Genomic DNA, 19,199 nt, shown 5'->3' on the forward strand with positions numbered 1-19,199 from the left:
TTCGAGTGAAATATTAAACTATGGCGTTGCCGGATCTATACCTGCTGATATAGCCTGTTCGATAAATGTGTTGGTATTAAAGCCGAAATTGTGCTTACTCTTGGTTAATACATGTAAAACACCGTTTGTAGGTTGTATATCCGAAGTTGCTACAGGTATATTAACCAATGAAACCTGCGGATTAGACAAATCGGGGATGTAAGCCAGGTACAATTGACGGTAACCTGCATAAGCAACCCTCGAAATTTCTGCTCCTGCCGAATTATAAACTACAGCATCGTTAAAAATGACACCAATATTCATAATCCTATTCCCGTAAGAAGCATAGCCCTGACCAGGATATGCCAGATAGGATAAAGTATCGCGCTGTGGATAATCTTTTAATCGGCTTGCCCCTTTAAAAATGTATTGGGAAAGTATGTTCTTCCATACCAAAGGTTTGATTTGCGATAGTTTAGATACCGTATCTTTACCCTGCACCCTTAAATAGACATTTAACTGTTTAACAGATTTAAAAATAGAACCACTTGGTGGCGCGAAGAACGTGATATTTTCTTTGCTTACCACATCAGCCATACCCGCCAATTTGATTACAGTTAAGGTAGAATCAAAAAAGGGCTTTTTATCTTCCATGTATTGCAGTATGTTTCCATTATACTTTGCCTCATGAACCCCTGTTTCCTGATAGTACTTTTTGCAACTGGCCAATGCCAATAGCATACAGATTAGGGAAAATAATAGCATTTTATCTTTATTTTTCATTGTCTTATATTTTAAAAGCTAATGATGCTATCGGCAGCTGTAATTGTTGCCGATAGTTGCACCATATCTATTAATTCCAAAAATTATTACCTATTAAATACGGGTTTGCACTACGCTCATCAGCGCTAATGGTTAAAGGCCAGGTCCACGCACCTGCATTTAGGTTAGCTACAGAAATTGGTGATTTCGTAAAATCCGAATTTACAACCCGCTTTGTTCTTACCAGATCGAAAAAGAACTGTCCTTCTCCAATCAGCTCCCTGCATCTTTCTCTATAAATTTCATCTTTTAGGTCCTGCCCGCCCAAAACTATTGGAGGTGCTGTAGCGGCTTCTCTTACCCTATTGACAAAATTTCTTGCCCCGCCCTCATCACCAAGTTCAGCAAGTGCTTCGGCCGTTAATAAATAACAATCAGGTAGCCTGAAAATGATGGCACTATCATCACTAGTAACCGATATTGCTGTACCAGAACCAGTTGCATAAATATTTGCAAACTTTTTAAACTGAAAGGTACCTGTTCCTGAATCATAGTTTTCGAACCAAGTGGTTAATCTGGCATCTGGTATACCAGCTGGATATAGCTTACTGATGTAATCTTTATTGTAAGCCATAGAGCTTGCCGTTTTGGTTATCGTACCACGATAAGGGTAGTGAGAAAAATAATAAGAGAAACCCGCCGGTAAGGAGAAGCCTTCACCATAGTTAAAATCCTGTAATATGCCGAATAGGTTTTCTGTACTCCGCCCTTTAAAAATTTTCAAGGTATTTTCTGGCGTAATGGGTAAAAGCTTATAGTTGGTATAAGTATCCATTTCTGCAGCCAATGTTTTTACCGCTTCATAGTATTTTGTCTTATCTGCGGTATCCCATGCTGCAGCCCACATATTTAAATGCATTAGCAGGGCAACTGCTGTTGCTTTGGTAGGTCTAAAACCATTTGATGAAACATCGTTGTATGTAGTGGGCAAATCTGCCTTAGCGGCTGTCATATCAGCAATGCATTTTCTCATTACTTCTACCTGTGGGGTTCTGGCCAATGGCGTACTGTGATAAGCTTCCGTGTAGTAGACCGCATCACCGAATAACTTGCAGATAAACATATAGCTTAGGTTACGCAAAAACACAGCTTCTGCTTTGTACCGCTTTCTATCTGCATCTGGTAAGCTGGATGACGGTACCTTATCAATTTCGAAATACATAATATTCGCCGCCGCTATCACATCGTACCACTCTTTCCAGCTCATAATTTTTTTCATCAAATTATCGTAACGCTTATTGCTGGAAATGATAAACTTCATATTGTTACCTATTAAGGCATTAAAGGTATTGGCTCCGTCGTTATCAATACTGATTACATTTACACTATTGCCACGGATTTCCAATGCGGGAAAAAAGGCACGGTCATCCCCACTAAAAAACTGAGGTGTACCTGCTACTTTTGATCTTAAGCGGGCGTAAATGCCATTTGTAAAGCCCTCTACCTCTTCTCGTGTTTTCCAAAAATTATTACCTGATTGAGCTTCAATTGGTGTTACATTGAGGAATTTTTTACACCCGGCCGTGGTAAATACCACCGCAGCAAACAGGATTATATATTTAATATTTTTCATTTTCTTACAATTTTAAAACTCAATATTTAAACCTAATGTAAACTGTCTGGGCGAAGGGTAACCGCCCGAATCATCTCTACCTAAACTGGTTACATTTTCAGGATTTGGACCGCTGTAACGTGTAATAAAACCAAGGTTAGCCGCTGTAGCATTGATACTTACCCTGTTCATACCGAATTTGCTGGTAAAGCTTTTATTAAAGATGTAGTAAACTTTTATTGAGTTTAGCTTAAAATACGAACCGTCTTCCTGAAACACGGTTTGGTTAAGCCTGTACGGATCGATAATCCCAGCTCGTACAAAATCCAATGGATTACCGTAAGTGGCAACATCACCAGCGGTGCGCCAGTAGTTAAGCTGATCTAAAGGCACTAAACTTCCTGATTTTAGCGGATTATTGTATGCCGGAGAACTAAAATTTTGGAACTGCTTTGCTAAAGGGTTGTTAATAATATCGCGCACTAAAGTAAATGAGGTATTAATCTCTAAACTCCAGTTTTTCCATTGCAGGTACGAATAAAATCCACCTGTAACCTGCGGTTGAGAGTTACCTGCAATAACCCTGTCGTTACCGTCAAGTACATAGTTACCATCTAAGTCGGTAAAAATAGGATCTCCTGCCCTAAAATAATTTAACCTCCCGGTACCACCTACCCGATAAGGTAAACCAGTGTTGGGATCAACAGGTACCTGCGCATTGGTAGAATATACCCCTTTGGTATTATACAGGTAATTAGAAAGCGAATTGGTACCTAAACGGTAATAAATATCCTGGCCTAAATCTCTATCATAATAAATGAAGTCCCTTAAACCATCAGGCAGTTGGGCCAAAACCTCTCTGTTAATGGCAAAGTTACCCGATATTGTCCATTTGAAAGGACTGGTTGGGTTTAATGGACGGGCAGTTGCCTGAAACTCCCAGCCATAGTTTACGTTACTAATTTCGTTTGAGGCAATAGTGGAGAATGAGTTGGTACCCGAGATATTTTTATACCTGAAAATATTATCGTTTTGCTTATAATAGGTATCAAAATTTAGTGAAAAACGGTTTTGAAATAAGCTAAAGTCAACACCAGCGTTATAAGTAGTAGCTTTAGTTGGCTGTAGGTCTAAATTAGGCAGCCTTTCCAGATCTAAAAGTATCGAATTGCTGTTATTGTAACGTGGACCTCCGGCATATTTACCAAAGGCATCAAAAATACCACCAACAGGCTGAATATTAGAACCATAACTCAAACGGATATCAGCATAATCAACCCATTTAATGTTTTCCATAAATTTCTCTTTGTTAAAGTTCCATTTTAACGCTACAGATGGATTAGCTATATAACGGGCATTTTCTCCGTTAGCAGAATTGGCATCTAAACGATAGTTAATGTCTAAAACATATTTTTGTCTGTAGTTATAAGAAAATGCACCTGCAAAAGCTACACTTCTATCATCTCTATAATCAATGGTACCACCCAATGAGGTAAGATAATCAGTCATATTGGTTAAAGGACCTCTTAACTGATCGTTTACGCCTTTTTGGTTCAAAATGGCATCGGCCTTAAAAAAGCTCGAATTGATCTCGGTAAATGCGAATAAATTGAAGGTATGCGAATCCTCTCCGGCAGCATCTTTCAAGCCATAAACGTAAGAAAACTGGTTACGGTTATACAATTTGGTTGCCCGATCGTTATAAGTATAATATTGCGATTGATTACCATTTAAAGCCGCTGGCGAAAAATTGTCTTTTGTATTGGAGTTATTGGTATAGTTTAAGAAAGTTGCGATCCTGAAATTTTTAAAAACTTCGTACTCGGCGTTAATCGTTGCAAAAGTTTGCAGCGATTTATTATCATTGTCGGTTTCGAGCTGTGCCAAAACACCACTTTGCGATGAATATAATGATGGTGATGGCAGTAATGTTGATGCGGTACCTGTAGTTGCCAAACCGCTATTTAACAACCCGTTACCACTCCCTGTTTGTACTTTTTGGATGGAGTTTTGTAGTTGCCCAACCAATTTAAACTTTGGCGTAGGGTTATACTGCATGTTCATATTCAGGTTATATCTAGAATATCCTGTATTTTCCTGTATACCAGTCTCATCAAAAGCACCTAAGCCCACTTTATAATTGAAAGCCACATCACCACCTGATATATTTACATTGTGGCTTTGGTTAAAGGTATTTCTATAAAAATAAGATTGCCAATCGGTAGAATTATTGAAGTAAGCGTTTAAACTATCGGCCAGAATTGGCGATGAGTTAATTAAATCTATTGCATGATTATAGGTACTATCATTTTGCAAAATCTGCGAAATACGCAACATCCTTTCTCCCCTACCACCAATTACAGTGCGCAGTTGAGGCACCAGTGAGAAAAATGAGGCGCCAGTGTAGCGAACCACAGGCACTTTTGAGTTACCACGTTTGGTTGTAACCAAAATTACCCCATAAGCACCTCTCGATCCATACAGCGCAGTGGCGGCAGCATCCTTTAAAGTTGTAATATCTTCTATATCTTCTGGCGGTATCTGAGAAATTGGCGATACACCTGGACCAGCCTGCTGGAAACCATAAGAGTAGTTCGTGTTATCATCAACAGGTACACCATCAATTACAAATAATGGTGAAGTAGGTGTTAAGAAACTAGAACTGCCCGAACCTGAAACATTGATATTCGAAATACCACGTAAGGTGATAGATCCTCTAAAACCCGGTGCACCTGTACTGTTCTGGATATTCAAACCAGCTACTTTACCTTGCAAAAGCGACATTACATCACTTGCCGGTTGACCCTGGATATCTTTTCCCGAAATGGTTACTGTAGAGCCAGTTGTTAGGGTTCTTGTTTTGGTTTGGTAACCAGCAGTTACGGTTACCTCTTTAAGTGTGGTATTATCACCCTGTAGGGTTAAATTAATTAATGTACGGTTATTTACCTTTATCGTTTGGGTTACATAACTTAAATATTTAAAGGTAATTTCAGCGTTCGAGGCTACAGATACCCTATAGCGTCCATCAGCATCTGTTTGCGCTAGAACCTTACCGCCACTTAAAATGCTTACGCCTGGCAGAGTTTCTTTCTTTTTCGATTCGCCATCATAAACTGTACCTGAAACCGCAATTAGCTGTTGTGACCAGGCCAGATTGTGCAAACCAAAAATCAATAAAATTACTATACTGTAAAAATACTTCATTGGAAATATATTTTGTTTTGATTTAGTTAGTTCCATCAGTCGTTATCAAATTTTGGTTTATCGTTCTTGAACTGAAAAATAATTTCCCAATCGCCTTCTTCATAAATCTTAAAATTTAATGCAACATAACAGTGAAGTAAAACGGCTCCAAAGGCCTGCCTGTCAAATCTGAATACTACCCGGGCAGCACTGCCATCAGTGGTGGTGTATTTTGTTGGATATGCAGTTAAAGGAATTGGATAGGCTACATCGAATTTTACCTTTGTAGCATCCTTAATCATGTTAAAGCCATGTACAAGATTCCCCCAATCGGTTAGCGCAAACTTATTTGGATCGATAGTTTGTGCCAGCGTATCCACAAATTTGAAACTGATACTGCGACCTGAGTAACCCGGTAAACCTTTAGGAAGTTTATTGAAGGTAACCTTTACATCACTTGATGATAAAAACTGATTGGTTTTGGCGCCAGTGATATATATCCCGGATGGACTAACGGAAGTAGCAGTTCCCTGCCCGGTAATCGGATCTAAAGGTGAGGGTTCATATGGGCGTTCGCGCAGCGGTATAAGGCGCATATTCTGAAAATATTTTCTACCTCCGGTATTAGACATTTCCACATCGAAAACATAACCTGAATCTGGCTGGGCTTTAACCATATTTGAATTGGCTTCTGCCCACATTAAAAACTCGCCAGAATGCGGACGCACTTCGAAAAGCGGATGGTTTTCGATTACCCGCTTGGCTTCAATTTCGGCAAGCGATTTCTCTGTTCCATCGTAAGCGGTTTTCCACACTTTTACAGGATAAAGTTTAGTTAACTCTGGAGCTGGCTCACCACCAAAAGTGCGCATGTTCACAATTTTAAAATCCAGAGGACGGCTGGAGTTACCGTAGGTAAAATTGTTGGTGAACAGCGTATTCCGACCCAAAGTAGGCTGATAAAGGTATTGGGTATATTGACTATCACCTGCAATAGACAATCTATTATCAGGTAAATTTTTCTTACACGATGTTAGCAAGAGCATAAGGCTTGATAGCATGATACCCACACCAAGGATGTATTTATTCGTTTTCATCTTCATAAGGCTATTGGTCTAATCTGGCTGTAAATTCATCAAATCCGAAATTGTGTACCGGACTCAAAATATTAATGGTAGCATTATCAGCTTTAATGTTGACGGCATTGGTTTTAGTTGTTATCCAAGCTAGTTTTATTGTTGAACCGTACATATCACTGTATTCGAGTGTTGTAGCACCACCACCTACATAGCCTGAGGCATTTGATTTTACAGCTTTAATGTGCATAGGATAATTTATGCCAATGGTATTTAGTGCAATGCCATCAACACTACTGATATAAGCATCGGTAGTTCTGTTACCCCTAATGATATACTTGCAAAGCATATACAAAAGTTGAGCTGGATCTGCAGTCTTCAAATAAACCGGTGCTTTTCCTGCAGCCTTTCTGGTTTGGTTTAAATATTTTATCGATGCAGCAAAATTTTCATTTACCGGAGCAAACAATGTTACCTTCTGGTTGGTTAAAGAATCCTTTACAAATGGAAAACGGTCTAACACCACTAATAGTGAATCGAAAGTATTGGGCTTCGATTTTAGGTAATCCATAGCGGTACCTTTAAACGTTTGTACCGTATTGGTATAATCGTAATAAGCCGAATCGCTTTTTTTGCAAGCACTTAAATAAACGCCCATTACCACTAACAGCAATAATAAGCTACTCTTATATAATTTCTTTTTCATGATCTTCTTAATAGTTATTGCCAGTATGGATTTTGGGTAACCGATGAATTGGCATTGATTACATCTTGAGATACAGGCCAGTAGATGCCCCCAGCATTTTCAAACTGTTTAAAAGTGAGCGGCGTACCGTTTTTCTTAATAAATGTTCCATTTGAATTTTTAATCCGGTTATACCTCACTATATCGTACCATCTCCAGCCCTCGCCCATCAATTCTCTTCTTCTTTCTTCGAAAATGGCATCAATTAAATCTTTGCCTGATGCAGGATCATATACAATCGGTCCTCTTAAATTTGCAGCTCTGTTTAAGGCATTAATGGCTTCGGTACGTTGGCCCAGTACTGCACAAGCCTCAGCTCTAAGCAAAGTAATTTCTTCTAAACGGCTGAATACCATAGAAGAACTGTAAAATGTAAAGTTTCCCTGGGTCTCTGCCTGCGTACCCACCACTTTAATTTTGCTGAAGATTGGTTGTTCGGATGCGAAGTTTGTAAAATAGTTGGTTCTGTAATACCCAGAATTACCAATCATACTAAATCTTAAATCCTGTGGACTAGTAAATATTTTCAAAATACTATCCTTAGGTACAAACATTTCGGGCGTTTCTTTCGGTATAAAAGGGGCGGCCAAAGTAAGCTGTTCGATATGCCCATTGGCTGTAGATAAACCGTTACCTGCCTCGAAAGGAAAACCCACCATTAAAGTTGCACGTTTAAAGGCGAAGGGGCTATAATAGTTAACGTTATTGGTAAGTGCATCCATATCGATATAATCTAATGGATTGGCACCGTCTACGTAATATTGGGTTGATTGATTATCCAATACAAATTTTGAATAATTTGCAGCATCCAGGTAATTACCCTGCCATGCGGCTATATGGGCTAAAATGATATAGGCCGATAATCTGGTAAATATAATACCATTCCAAGTTGGCCAGTTTCCACCATAATATAAACCAGGTAATATTGGATCTGTACCCCCATACCTAAAAGGAACTACCTGCGCCGCAGCCAATACCTCAGTAGTTGCAAATTGCAGTACCTTATCTTTGCTTGTTCTTGGCAGTTTTACAAAATCACCATCATGAGAAGACGTAAGCAAAGGCACATCGCCCCAAATCCTTACCATATAAAAATAGGCAAAGCCTCTTAGCATTTTGGCCTGGGCGATATCTACATTATTGTTTATCTGGGTATAGCGTGGATCTTTACCCACTATTTCTTTCGAACGTTCGATAAATAAACTTGCGGCATTAATGGCTGCATAAAACCTACGCCAGTTGGTTATCCGGTTAATTACAGGGTATTGCGCATTTAACTGTCCCGCAACAATCGATTTTAGATCGGCCCTATTGGTAATTGCAAAATCTCCCTGGCGTAAATCGCCCATCAACCAGTGTGTATTGTCCGAAACTGTAGCAGAACGCAACAGGCCATATACAGATAGTAAATTGGCCCTTGCATCTTCTAAAGTTTTCCAGTTGCTTTCTTCTGTAGCTAATCTTACTGATTGCGTATCATCAATTTTCTTACAGGAGAAATTGCCAATACCAATTAAGCTTAATATTAAAGCAAGCGTAATTTTATGGCAGATACTAATTTTATAATTAGAATATTTCATATTAATAATGGTCATATTTTATAAATCCAGTTTGAAGCCAACAACAAATGTTCTTGGGATAGTGATGTTTGCACCATCGTAAATACCGTTGTAGTTGATCAGTTCCGGATCAACACCCGAAAAGTTGGTTAGTGTAAATACATTTAATGCCGTAGCATATAAATATGCTCTTCTCAATTTTCCACCCGCTTTCTTAAGGAAACCTGCTTTACTAAAGTCGTAACCAAGGGTTACTGATCTTAATTTCACATAAGAAGCACTTTCTAAAAACAGGTCCTGATCGGTTCGGTAGGCATCTACAGGACTCCAAGGATTATATATTGGATAGTTTTTCTGGTTATCGAAAGATTGCCAAGACGATACTTCTTTAACCGAATTGATATCGTTTCCGGCCTCGCGGTTAATAAAGCCGTAACGTGTAGCTTCGTATTGATTAATGGCTTTCTGGCCCGCAGCAAAAATAAAATTGAAGTTTAGATCGAAATTTTTGTACGCCAGGGTATTGTTCCAACCACCAATAAACTTAGGCAGTCTATCACCTGTTAATACTTTATCTTTACTATCAATTTTGTTGTCGCCATTGTAATCAACCCATTTCGGATCGCCAGCCTTTAGTGGGATACCATTAAAGGTTCTGCCTGCAGGTACTTCTCCATCAGTGTTGTAAATACCTTCGTTGGTATACAACCAATAGCTACCAACAGATTTACCTACCTGTAGCTTATTGTCATTCTGATAAATTAATTCATTTACTCCTTGCGGTAAAGCCGATAGCTTATTTTTATTGTAGCTCACATTTAAGCCTGTACTCCAGCTTAAGCCATTTTGCTTTTGTAAAACAGATCCATTTACCAATAGCTCAATGCCCTTATTATTGATATCCATACCCGATTTGTACTCGGTAGAATATCCGGTTTCTACCGCTACAGGTAAACCAATCACATTATTTTTATCGTTACGGTTGTAAACAGTAACAGCTGTATTTAAGCGGCTGTTTAAAAAAGAGGCATCTAAAGTTACACTGGTTCTATCAGCAAAAGGTAAGCTGATATTGTAACCAATAAACCCACTATTATAAGGACGGTTAATGCCCAGCAAACCACCATATCCTGGTATTGTAGGCTCCTCTTCCCATCCGTTTTCCGAACGGTATTGTGGGCCGGCAGCAAAACGGTCATCCTGGAAAATCCTTAATGTTCTGCCCCACGATGCGCTTAGATGCAAAGCATCTACCCCTTTATCGTCTTTTAAGAACTGCTCTTTAAGATTGAAGTTGGCGTTAAAGGCCGGTGTTGTTACCCAACGGCTATCTGGCTGACCGTTTGAAGTACCATCCCTTCTAATTAAAGCACTAAGCGTTAATAAATTTTTATAGGCATATTTTGCCGAACCGTAAAACGACATTAAATTGTTGCGTTCTTTATCAATGTACCTGAAAACATAAAAATCATTCTTAGCCAGCACATTTAAATAGTCCGGATTATCGAAACCGCTTATCGTTTGCCTTGCATCAACAAAAGATAACTTTACATAATCATTTGGTCCGTTATAGGCTCTTGCATAATTGTATTTATAGGTATCTCCCTGCAAGCTCTGTCCGAGTTCAAAATCAATGGTATTATTTTTATTGATCTCATATTTATAGCCGATACTGTTGTTAAGCGAAACCCGCTGACTGTAGCCAAAATAATTGGATATATAGCTTACGCCTGCCAATAATGATGATGGTATAAAATAATCGCGTATACCTTCGTTATAGTTAAATAATCCACTGCTTGTAATTACGAACTTATTAACCTTAGCTGTTAATGAAAGGCTCCCATTTAAAACTGTCGATCTATTGTTATCTACATTCCTATCATTTTCAGCTAAATAGTTAGCGTATGAATCAGCATTTGGTGAAAGCGGGCTGCTCAAATCAGGAATGTAACGCGTTTCAGCAAAGCGATCGCGTAAACTTTTGTTCCTGGTACGGTCTAAACGGGCTGTATTAACTGTACTGGATACGGTAAGCCATTTAAACGGAGCCATATTAATTCCGAAAAATAGATTATACCTATTAATATCTGTATTATCGGCATTTCCGGCATTTTTGGTGCCCGAACCAAAAAATCTAAAATTGGCTCTTTCCGATCCACCGGTAATACCCAGATCCGCAGAAAAAGTAGGGGTATTTTGATAATATAAATCCGTCCAGTTTGATGGACCAAAGTAAGCCACGTTTGTCGAGTCCCTTAAATAAGAGGCCGGGCTACCTGTGGGATTATATTTTTTATAAAATTGACTCCTAAAGTTGTTCTCGTAAACACCATTAACCGTACTTACCTGCGGAGCGGTAACATAACCGAAATAGGCGTTGGCACTGATATCCCTCAGTCCGGCCGCCCTTGCATTTTTAGTCGTAATGTATATGGCTCCATTAGCTGCATTTGGACCAAGCTTGGCCAACTCGAAAGGATCTTTAATTACGGTAATAGACTGAATATTATTAATATCCACCTGTGATAAAAGATTAGTTGCCGGACCGATTCTGTTATAATCATATTTTTGCACATCAAAGGCAAAAGGATTATCTGCTACCAAAGGCACACCATTTAGATAAACAGCAGGCTGCAAAGCATAAATATCTTTCTTATTAAAAAGTAAGCCTGAGGTACCTTGTATAATAATACTCTGCTCGGTTCCTGGCTCGCCGTTAGGCTCCTGCACGTAAACGCCAGCCAGGTTACCTTTAATAATCTGCTGTAACGATAAATTTGGAACAGGTGTAGATGAACGGATGTTAACTGTATCCCGTATAGCTTTAAATTTCTGCAAGGCCTTAATCATCTGCCCGATGGTATCGGTTTTAGGCGAGTAAGGGGATAAATCTTTTTTAGCCTTGGTGGTATCCTGTTGAAAAACAAAATAACTTTTACTGGCCGTTTTAAACCCTGCCTCGGCAGCATTTAAAGATTGAAATCCAAAAACAGATAAAAACAAGGCAATACAAATGCTTGTATAAATTTTAACCATTTTATTAGTTTAATTAAGTTTTAAAGTTTAAAGAGTAAATCCCTGATGATTAAAATGAGGGATAATAATTACTTTGGTTGGGTTTTTTGGGGCAAAACAATGCCTGAGGGTAAAGCGTAAAATTTTTGAACATGCGATATGGTTTAGGGTTGATTAATGGCGTAGTTTTTCGGTACGTTTAGGCACAACAATGCCTGGGGACAAAGAATTGCTTTTTGAACATGGGATATGGTTTAGAATGATTAGTTATAGTCCCTGTTGCGGAAAAGCCGCACCAAGAACTGTTGGTTATTGTTTGTTTGTTATTCCTTGGTTAGAGGGTTTAAATTTTATTTTATTCTGCTTCGTTAATTATTGATTTCTTGTTGGTTGGCAAGAAATCTTTGCTCGTATACGTAATAAAATATTGGCTCGTTATAGTTTTGTTAATGCAAGATATAGATTAAGAAAGGGCCATTTTTATTTTTCTTAACGCAAACGTTTGCTTAAAAAATGCGCAAAAAATTGATTTAAAAACATGCAAACCAATTGATCATCAATATGGAATAATGAAATGGGAGCAGTTTTATTTAAGATATTCTTTTTCCGAATAAGTAAGGTTGATCATTATGCCAGGATTGGCAATTTCTACAACATCGTTGATACAATTTGCAATGATATACTGCTTACCTATAGATTTTTAGCTACAGCAGGGTTTCCCAGAATTTTTGATAAAAAAAACTAACGCAAACTTAGCGCAAACGTTTGTTTTTTTAGCAAAACACATTTTAAAAAATAAGTTAATACACTATATATCAGATGATTAAAAATTATACTTAAAAATTTTTTTAATCATCTGATGAGTAGGTATTTTATTTTACCAGAGAAAATAAGCGATCAAAATGGCTGGATATGCTTAAGCCATAATACTTTTAACCACTACCGCTGATGCGGCCTCGCAAAAGTCGATTCCGGAATAATCGGGATTATAGCCTCCAATATAGGGCACAGCCATAATGTAAATCCTATTGTTGGCCTCCCCTTCTTTATCAACCACCTCAAAACGATCGCTTATGGTAATTCCGGGTACATGTAAATAGTAACTGCCTTTATCTGTTTCTATAAGTTTATTACCGCTTTCTTTTTCTTTTTTAGCCACAGCAGCCCATTTAAAGGCCAGTTTAGCTGGACTGATGGTACCTTGTTTAACCAGACTTTTAAAGGGAAAATCCTTAAAGGCAAGGTGTGGCTGCCCAATACAATCAACCATGGTATCAAAATGTTTGATCGTTTTTTTGTTCTGCTCATCAGTATAATGGTAATCGGCACCGCCTGATTTAACCGGTTTAACTTTACTATCATCGCCAACGGTAACAATATCCAAAACACCAGCCTCGTGCAAAGCCATTAATACCCTGCACGAACTTTGGGGAACAAACGCAATTACTATAGAAATTAAGGGCATTAGCACCTTTTGTAAACGTTGCATATCTTCTGCCGATAAATATTTTGCCGGGTAGTTCATGGCAAAACTTAAAATGGCAAGCGCCTCTTTCCAGTAAATCGATTCTTTTTTTTCGATAGATTTTTCGGCCTCTACATATTCTTTTTTAAAAAGCTCAAAAGGTTCTGCATTTTCTCGCTTGGCCATCATACCCGCTACAAATTCTTCGAGCGAGAGGTCTTTTATTTTTTGATAAAATTTAGGATCTTCCTCAATAAACATTTCCTTAAAATTTTTCTCAAATACAAAATCTAGGCTGATAAAACCACCGTTTTGCTTAATATGCTGGTTAAATTCAGTTTTACTTAAGGTTTTATCCTTACCCAAATGCGAATCTTGTAAATGAAAACGTACCGCAGGCAAAAGTCCGTTTCTCGAGTGCATAACCAGCCTAAAATCCCTGCTTCCCTTATCAAGTATGTAAGTTAATTTACCATTTTTTTCTTCCTTAAATTTTCCATTTCCTTTGGCCAGGGTTCTAACGGCATCAATTGCAGTTAACGACGAGCCGATTAGGCCAACCGGATGATTAAGCTTCATCAACAGTTTTTTTGGCGGATAAGGTGAATCGAAATAACCCGGAATTTTGCCTTCGTATTTTTTTGGCCAGTTATGCCCGGTACAGATGATAATGTGATCGAAACTGAACGATTTGCGGTCCTGCAGCTTAACTTCAACCCTTTTCTCAACCGGATGATCGATAACATCACCAACAATACAATTGAGGTGAACATCTGTTACAATCCCCTTTTTGGCAGCAAAATCCCGAAGTAGGCCGAATTGAGCAGATAAATACTCACCAAAAAAAAGCCTTGGCAATACCTTATACTCATTAAAATTTTCGCTGTTGATATTAAATTTCTTTAACACTTTTTTGGGCGCAATTTTTACCCAATCGGCTATTGAATTATAAAAAACAGGAATTTCATTGTCCGAAACATTGGTAATGTGCTCTTCATTCGCCCCTTCAGCGCTATACGGCATACCCGCGCCCAAATAGCCCTTGCGTTCAAAAATGGTAATCTCAAAATCTTTCTTTTTGGATTCAACCAGCCTTTTATACATAAATAGACCGCTTGGCCCGCCACCTATAATTGCAATCTTTTTTTTCGCTGTTTGAGTAACCATTTATTTTCGAGGATTTTTTTTACACTAGTTATCTGGTTCATATAATCATAAAAATTAAGAATTGTTTTCCTTTTTTACCAGATAATGCTGTGCGTACTCATGCATCGCATTATTAATGTAGATCCTGCAACAAGTTCAGGATAACGATTGACTATAAGGAACTCAAACAAGTTCAGGTTGACGGTTGCCCGTAATAATTAATATTAGCCAGAACCAATTGTAAACACAGCTGTTAAAATAATAGACGATTACAATTAATTTTTAAAAATGGAGATAGCACAGCCCAAATTATATATGCTTTTATTGGGATCGAAGGCACCTAAAAGAAATGTGGAACAGCACGATTATTTTTTCGGAATTGCGCACTCTTTAAAAGAACTGGTACCCGAAATTAAGGCTTTCTGGCCGGAAGCTGGCAATAGCATCCACGTAGATGGCTGGCGCGAGGTAAATACCGTTGAGGGTTATGATATTAAAATCGTTCTGCGGGAAAATAATCAACCCCCAAGTTCAAAAAAACTCTTTTTCATTAACCTGGGCGGCTATCAATCCGGAAAACTTTACGAACAGCATTATATTGTATTATCGGTACACGATGAACGTGCGCAGGCTGTGCAGGATGCAAAGAAGACTGTTTTTTTCAAAACAAATTCCATCAAAGGCGCCAATTCGCATATTGATGAAAAATATGGAATTGACGTTGATGATATTTATAAGATTGAAGATATTTTAAGTACTGCGGCCAAAAAAAAGTATATGATCGACATTGCCGAATCGAGCGGCCAACCTGAAGATGAGATACACCTTGGTTATTTCAAACTCGATAAACTATAATTTATTTTTTGGCCAGGGATTTTATCCACTTCACTAAGTCGACTGCTGCCTTATCGTTTTCGAATCCCATCTCTTTTGGTAAACGGCCATTCACATATTCATCGTACAACCACGGATCGGCAATGGCAATTACATTTCCTTTGCCATATTTGGCCGTTGCAATAACAGTTGCACCGGCTGCATTTTTTAAAACAGGTTTTGCGGCACCTTTTGTATCAATGCTGCAAACATCTTTCATAAAAATTTTAGCTGCTGTTTTAAATACGGGATTGTTCTTGATTATAATGCCCCCATCCTCAAAATGTGCATCATCAATTACATGGTTTTGCATCTGATCGGTAAAGTGCATGCCAAACACATTGGCCAGTTTATTAAAATGCGGCAGTTCTACATTTGCACTATCGTTGGCAAACAATACCAATACCCCGCCCTGCTTTACCCAGCCAGCTATGGCATAGATATGGGCCTGTTCTATATAATTTGGTTTCGGATTTTCCTTTGGCCTGTCGGGGTCTACAATTAAATATACATTGCTCCCCTTTAAATTTGATAGTGTGGGCGCTGTTTCAAGCGAATCGAGCTTAAAGCCCTCACTTTTAAACACATTCCCAAAAATTGAAAAACCGCTATTTGCACGTTCATTCCACAGGTAATGAAAGCGGATTTCCTTTCCCTGTTTATCTTTGCGGGTTTCGCGGTTAAAGAAATAATCGAGCGTTACGGTTTGTGCACTGGCAACAAAAGAGGAAGCCATCAAAAGTCCAACTGAGCAAAATCTAAAAAGTAATTTCATAAAGGAGTATGTGATTAGAAAACCAAAAATATAAATTTATACCACAAACCAACTCCCCCTTACATTAATTCGATCTAATTGATAGAATTTTACCCCCAATTAGAGGTGATTTTATACCCTGACCAATATTTCGACACATCAAGTTGCTTTACTTAAGGTATTTCTGCTATCCCTCATTCAAAAAATTGGATAGGTGATCAAAAAAGAGTTGTCAACTTAATAGCCAGTTTGCTAGAAAGTTGACAACTCTAAACAACATTTTTAAAGAGTTGCCATATCAATTACGAACCTGTAACGTACGTCGCCTTTTTCCATGCGTTCGTAAGCCTTGTGGATATCTTTGATATCAATCATCTCAATATCCGAAACAATATTGTTCTCGGCGCAAAAATCGAGCATTTCCTGAGTTTCTTTAATTCCACCAATACCCGATCCGGCCAGGCTTTTTCTACCGCCCAATAAACTAAAAGCAGCAATTTCTGCCGGTTTTGGTGGTACGCCTACGCAAATGTGGGTTCCGTTTGTTCTTAACAGTGAAAGGTACATGTTAAAATCGTGCTCGGCAGAAACCGTATCCAATATAAAATCGAAGGTTCCCCTTGCAGCTTTTACCTGTTCAGGATCGGTAGTTACCACAAAGTGGTGTGCACCCAATTTCTTGGCATCTTCTTCTTTTTTAGGCGAAGTACTTAAAACAGTTACTTCTGCCCCAAAGGCCACGCCAAATTTTACGGCCATGTGCCCTAGGCCGCCTAGGCCTAAAACAGCTAATTTATGCCCTTTACCAACTTTCCAGTAACGCAAAGGCGAATAAGTGGTAATGCCTGCACATAACAATGGTGCTACCGCTGCAAGGTTTAATTGATCGGATACTTTTAATACAAATTCTTCCCTAACTACAATGCTATCAGAATAACCACCATAGGTTGGGGTTTTACCATCACGCTCTAAGCCATTGTAAGTCTGTGTATTTCCTTCAAGGCAATACTGCTCTAAATCCTGCTTGCAGTTTTCGCAAACCTGGCACGAATCTACCATGCAGCCTGTTCCTGCAATATCGCCAACTTTAAATTTCGTTACATGATCGCCAACTTTAACTACACGGCCAACAATTTCGTGGCCGGGCACCATTGGGAAGATTCCAGGGAACCAATCGTTTTTAATCTGGTGGAGATCAGAATGGCAAACTCCACAAAAAAGTATTTCGAACTGCACATCATGTGGACCAACTTCCCTACGTTCGAAGTTCCATGGTGCAAGATCTGTTGTTGGGCTTTGCGCCGCATATCCTTTTGTTGTTATCATACTTCTATATTTAAATTATTATACCATTACAAATCTAAGTGGTAGTTGTTTTTTATAATTACGCAATTCAAATAATTGATTATAAAATTCAAACAATTTATAACGCGGTTATTGGTGCTTTTTCATCAATTGCCATATGTTAAGCATAATCATTTTAGCATCATAGCAGTGGCAATCCGAACATTACCGATAGCCTTGTATGGATGAAAATTAATGTAAATGACCATCTCATGTCTACGAAAATCTTGGGCTTTTATCTTTTTATATCTGCGGGGAAATAATACGCATGGTTTCCTGCTGATTTCGCAGATTGCGCTGAAAAGAAACGCAGATGAAAAAGTAATTCCGTGTAATCCATGCTTCCGTGGTCCCACTTAAAGTTCTAGATACTGATATCCCTTTGCTACTCCCCTTACAAAACCCGCAGTTTTAAAAAAATCTCAAAAAATATTTGCGTAGTTAAATAGCTACATATATATATTTGTAGTCAAATAACTACGCAATGAATTTAAGAAGGGATGTTTTTCAGGCGATCGCCGAACCTACCAGACGTGCTATCCTGCTGTTGGTAGCCAGTCAGGCCATGACTGCCGGTGCAATAGCCGCTAATTTTGATACGGCCCGGCCAACCGTTTCTAAACACCTACAGATCCTTACCGAGTGTGAGCTATTGGAACAAAAGCAGAACGGCAGGGAAATTTTCTACTACATCAACGCTAAAAAAATGAAAGAAGTAGCCGATTTTATTGAACCCTTCCGCCAAATGTGGGATGAGCGTTTTAACAAGCTTGAATCGGTAATGAAAGCCTATCAAGCCAAAAAGAAAGACTAACATGGAACAAAAAACAAAAATTGAGGCCGAAAACGGCAAACAGGAAATATTCATTATCCGAGAATTCGACCTTCCGGTAGATTTACTTTTTAAAGCTTATACCGAACCCGAAATTGTAGAACAGTGGATGGGCACCAAAGTAGTAAAACTCGACAACCGTAAACATGGCAGTTACCAATTCAAAACCACCGACCCGCGGGGAAATAAACACGGTTTTAATGGAACAATACATGAGTTTACGCCTGACCAAAAAATTACAAGGACATTTGAAATGGAAAATACGCCCTTTGGCGTACAACTCGAGTATCTGGAATTTGAAAAACTTACGGATACCACCAGTAAACTGAAAATGCATGTGGTATATCGGTCGGTGGAAGTACGGGATCAGATCCTGGCCATGCCTTTTGCCCAAGGTATAAACATGGCACACAACCGCCTACAACAAATTGTAAACCAACTAAAATAAACAATTATGAGCAAGAGAAACAAAATCATTTACTGGATTGCCACCATTTGGCTTGCACTGGGTATGACCTCTACCGGTATAGTGCAATTACTGAAAATAAAAGAAGAAGGCGTAATGATGGCACATTTGGGTTATCCGCTGTATTTCTTAACGATATTAGGTGTGTGGAAAATTTTGGGTGTGGTAGCCCTGCTAATCCCAAATTTCCCTCTGCTTAAAGAGTGGACCTATGCCGGCTTCTTTTTGGCTATGTCGGGCGCTATTTTTTCTCATTTGGCGGTGGGCGATGGTGCTAAAGATTTTTTCGGGCCAAGCCTGTTGTTGGTACTTACAGTAGTTTCTTGGTATTTTAGACCTTCGGACAGAAAAATTATGGCAACTGTATAATTATCCAAGAGCTTTA

14 protein-coding genes are annotated in these 19,199 nt (G+C 38.7%); 4 read left to right on the plus strand and 10 right to left on the minus strand.

Features of this window, described 5'->3' with window-relative positions; all coding sequences use genetic code 11:
• Positions 1-18: 18 nt before the first annotated feature.
• The 8 genes from ACS5PU_RS18895 to ACS5PU_RS18930 form a co-directional block, all read right to left on the minus strand.
• Complete coding sequence (locus ACS5PU_RS18895) at positions 19-762, minus strand: fasciclin domain-containing protein (protein WP_439460722.1); 744 nt, start codon at positions 760-762, stop codon at positions 19-21.
• A 70-nt stretch (positions 763-832) separates the two neighbouring features.
• Positions 833-2,374: a RagB/SusD family nutrient uptake outer membrane protein gene (locus tag ACS5PU_RS18900; protein ID WP_439460723.1), complete on the minus strand. Its 1,542-nt coding sequence runs from the start codon at positions 2,372-2,374 to the stop codon at positions 833-835.
• A gap of 12 nt (positions 2,375-2,386) precedes the next feature.
• Complete coding sequence (locus tag ACS5PU_RS18905; RefSeq protein WP_439460724.1) at positions 2,387-5,560, minus strand: SusC/RagA family TonB-linked outer membrane protein; 3,174 nt, start codon at positions 5,558-5,560, stop codon at positions 2,387-2,389.
• A gap of 35 nt (positions 5,561-5,595) precedes the next feature.
• Entirely contained in the window at positions 5,596-6,636 is a 1,041-nt protein-coding gene (locus ACS5PU_RS18910) for a DUF5007 domain-containing protein (protein ID WP_439460725.1), read from the minus strand.
• 10 nt (positions 6,637-6,646) lie between these two features.
• Positions 6,647-7,321, minus strand: coding sequence for a hypothetical protein (locus ACS5PU_RS18915; RefSeq protein WP_439460726.1), 675 nt, complete (start codon positions 7,319-7,321; stop codon positions 6,647-6,649).
• A 14-nt stretch (positions 7,322-7,335) separates the two neighbouring features.
• Positions 7,336-8,955: a RagB/SusD family nutrient uptake outer membrane protein gene (locus ACS5PU_RS18920; protein WP_439460727.1), complete on the minus strand. Its 1,620-nt coding sequence runs from the start codon at positions 8,953-8,955 to the stop codon at positions 7,336-7,338.
• 3 nt (positions 8,956-8,958) lie between these two features.
• Positions 8,959-11,955: a TonB-dependent receptor plug domain-containing protein gene (locus ACS5PU_RS18925; protein ID WP_439460728.1), complete on the minus strand. Its 2,997-nt coding sequence runs from the start codon at positions 11,953-11,955 to the stop codon at positions 8,959-8,961.
• Positions 11,956-12,850: 895 nt separating this feature from the next.
• Positions 12,851-14,566 (minus strand): FAD/NAD(P)-binding protein, encoded by a 1,716-nt coding sequence (locus ACS5PU_RS18930; protein WP_439460729.1) that lies wholly within the window; start codon positions 14,564-14,566, stop codon positions 12,851-12,853.
• Between the two features lie 267 nt (positions 14,567-14,833).
• On the opposite strand from ACS5PU_RS18930, the gene ACS5PU_RS18935 reads away from it, so the two are divergent.
• Positions 14,834-15,400, plus strand: a complete 567-nt coding sequence (locus ACS5PU_RS18935) for a DUF1543 domain-containing protein (RefSeq protein WP_439460730.1) — start codon at positions 14,834-14,836, stop codon at positions 15,398-15,400.
• A 1-nt stretch (position 15,401) separates the two neighbouring features.
• Here ACS5PU_RS18935 and ACS5PU_RS18940 read toward each other — a convergent pair whose 3' ends face one another.
• The gene (locus ACS5PU_RS18940) at positions 15,402-16,193 is read right to left on the minus strand and encodes a DUF4350 domain-containing protein (protein ID WP_439460731.1); all 792 of its coding nucleotides are present in this window, start codon (positions 16,191-16,193) and stop codon (positions 15,402-15,404) included.
• Positions 16,194-16,454: 261 nt separating this feature from the next.
• Positions 16,455-17,498: an NAD(P)-dependent alcohol dehydrogenase gene (locus tag ACS5PU_RS18945; RefSeq protein WP_439460732.1), complete on the minus strand. Its 1,044-nt coding sequence runs from the start codon at positions 17,496-17,498 to the stop codon at positions 16,455-16,457.
• A gap of 502 nt (positions 17,499-18,000) precedes the next feature.
• On the opposite strand from ACS5PU_RS18945, the gene ACS5PU_RS18950 reads away from it, so the two are divergent.
• From ACS5PU_RS18950 to ACS5PU_RS18960, 3 genes are read left to right on the plus strand one after another with little or no spacing between them, the layout of a single operon-like run.
• Positions 18,001-18,330 carry an ArsR/SmtB family transcription factor gene (locus ACS5PU_RS18950; protein WP_039476848.1) on the plus strand — a complete coding sequence of 110 codons (330 nt, stop codon included), beginning with the start codon at positions 18,001-18,003 and terminating at the stop codon, positions 18,328-18,330.
• Position 18,331: 1 nt separating this feature from the next.
• Positions 18,332-18,796 (plus strand): SRPBCC domain-containing protein, encoded by a 465-nt coding sequence (locus tag ACS5PU_RS18955; protein WP_439460733.1) that lies wholly within the window; start codon positions 18,332-18,334, stop codon positions 18,794-18,796.
• Positions 18,797-18,802: 6 nt separating this feature from the next.
• Entirely contained in the window at positions 18,803-19,183 is a 381-nt protein-coding gene (locus tag ACS5PU_RS18960; protein WP_439460734.1) for a DoxX family protein, read from the plus strand.
• Positions 19,184-19,199: the final 16 nt, after the last annotated feature.

This window comes from Pedobacter sp. GSP4, assembly GCF_051857575.1.
Classification (GTDB): domain Bacteria; phylum Bacteroidota; class Bacteroidia; order Sphingobacteriales; family Sphingobacteriaceae; genus Pedobacter.

Bases quoted from the DNA above. Each gene is read 5' to 3' on its own strand.
- ACS5PU_RS18895 (WP_439460722.1), bottom strand. From the start codon at position 762: ATGAAAAATAAAGATAAAATGCTATTATTTTCCCTAATCTGTATGCTA.
- ACS5PU_RS18900 (WP_439460723.1), bottom strand. From the start codon at position 2,374: ATGAAAAATATTAAATATATAATCCTGTTTGCTGCGGTGGTATTTACC.
- ACS5PU_RS18905 (WP_439460724.1), bottom strand. From the start codon at position 5,560: ATGAAGTATTTTTACAGTATAGTAATTTTATTGATTTTTGGTTTGCAC.
- ACS5PU_RS18910 (WP_439460725.1), bottom strand. From the start codon at position 6,636: ATGAAAACGAATAAATACATCCTTGGTGTGGGTATCATGCTATCAAGC.
- ACS5PU_RS18915 (WP_439460726.1), bottom strand. From the start codon at position 7,321: ATGAAAAAGAAATTATATAAGAGTAGCTTATTATTGCTGTTAGTGGTA.
- ACS5PU_RS18920 (WP_439460727.1), bottom strand. From the start codon at position 8,955: ATGACCATTATTAATATGAAATATTCTAATTATAAAATTAGTATCTGC.
- ACS5PU_RS18925 (WP_439460728.1), bottom strand. From the start codon at position 11,955: ATGGTTAAAATTTATACAAGCATTTGTATTGCCTTGTTTTTATCTGTT.
- ACS5PU_RS18930 (WP_439460729.1), bottom strand. From the start codon at position 14,566: ATGGTTACTCAAACAGCGAAAAAAAAGATTGCAATTATAGGTGGCGGG.
- ACS5PU_RS18935 (WP_439460730.1), top strand. From the start codon at position 14,834: ATGGAGATAGCACAGCCCAAATTATATATGCTTTTATTGGGATCGAAG.
- ACS5PU_RS18940 (WP_439460731.1), bottom strand. From the start codon at position 16,193: ATGAAATTACTTTTTAGATTTTGCTCAGTTGGACTTTTGATGGCTTCC.
- ACS5PU_RS18945 (WP_439460732.1), bottom strand. From the start codon at position 17,498: ATGATAACAACAAAAGGATATGCGGCGCAAAGCCCAACAACAGATCTT.
- ACS5PU_RS18950 (WP_039476848.1), top strand. From the start codon at position 18,001: ATGAATTTAAGAAGGGATGTTTTTCAGGCGATCGCCGAACCTACCAGA.
- ACS5PU_RS18955 (WP_439460733.1), top strand. From the start codon at position 18,332: ATGGAACAAAAAACAAAAATTGAGGCCGAAAACGGCAAACAGGAAATA.
- ACS5PU_RS18960 (WP_439460734.1), top strand. From the start codon at position 18,803: ATGAGCAAGAGAAACAAAATCATTTACTGGATTGCCACCATTTGGCTT.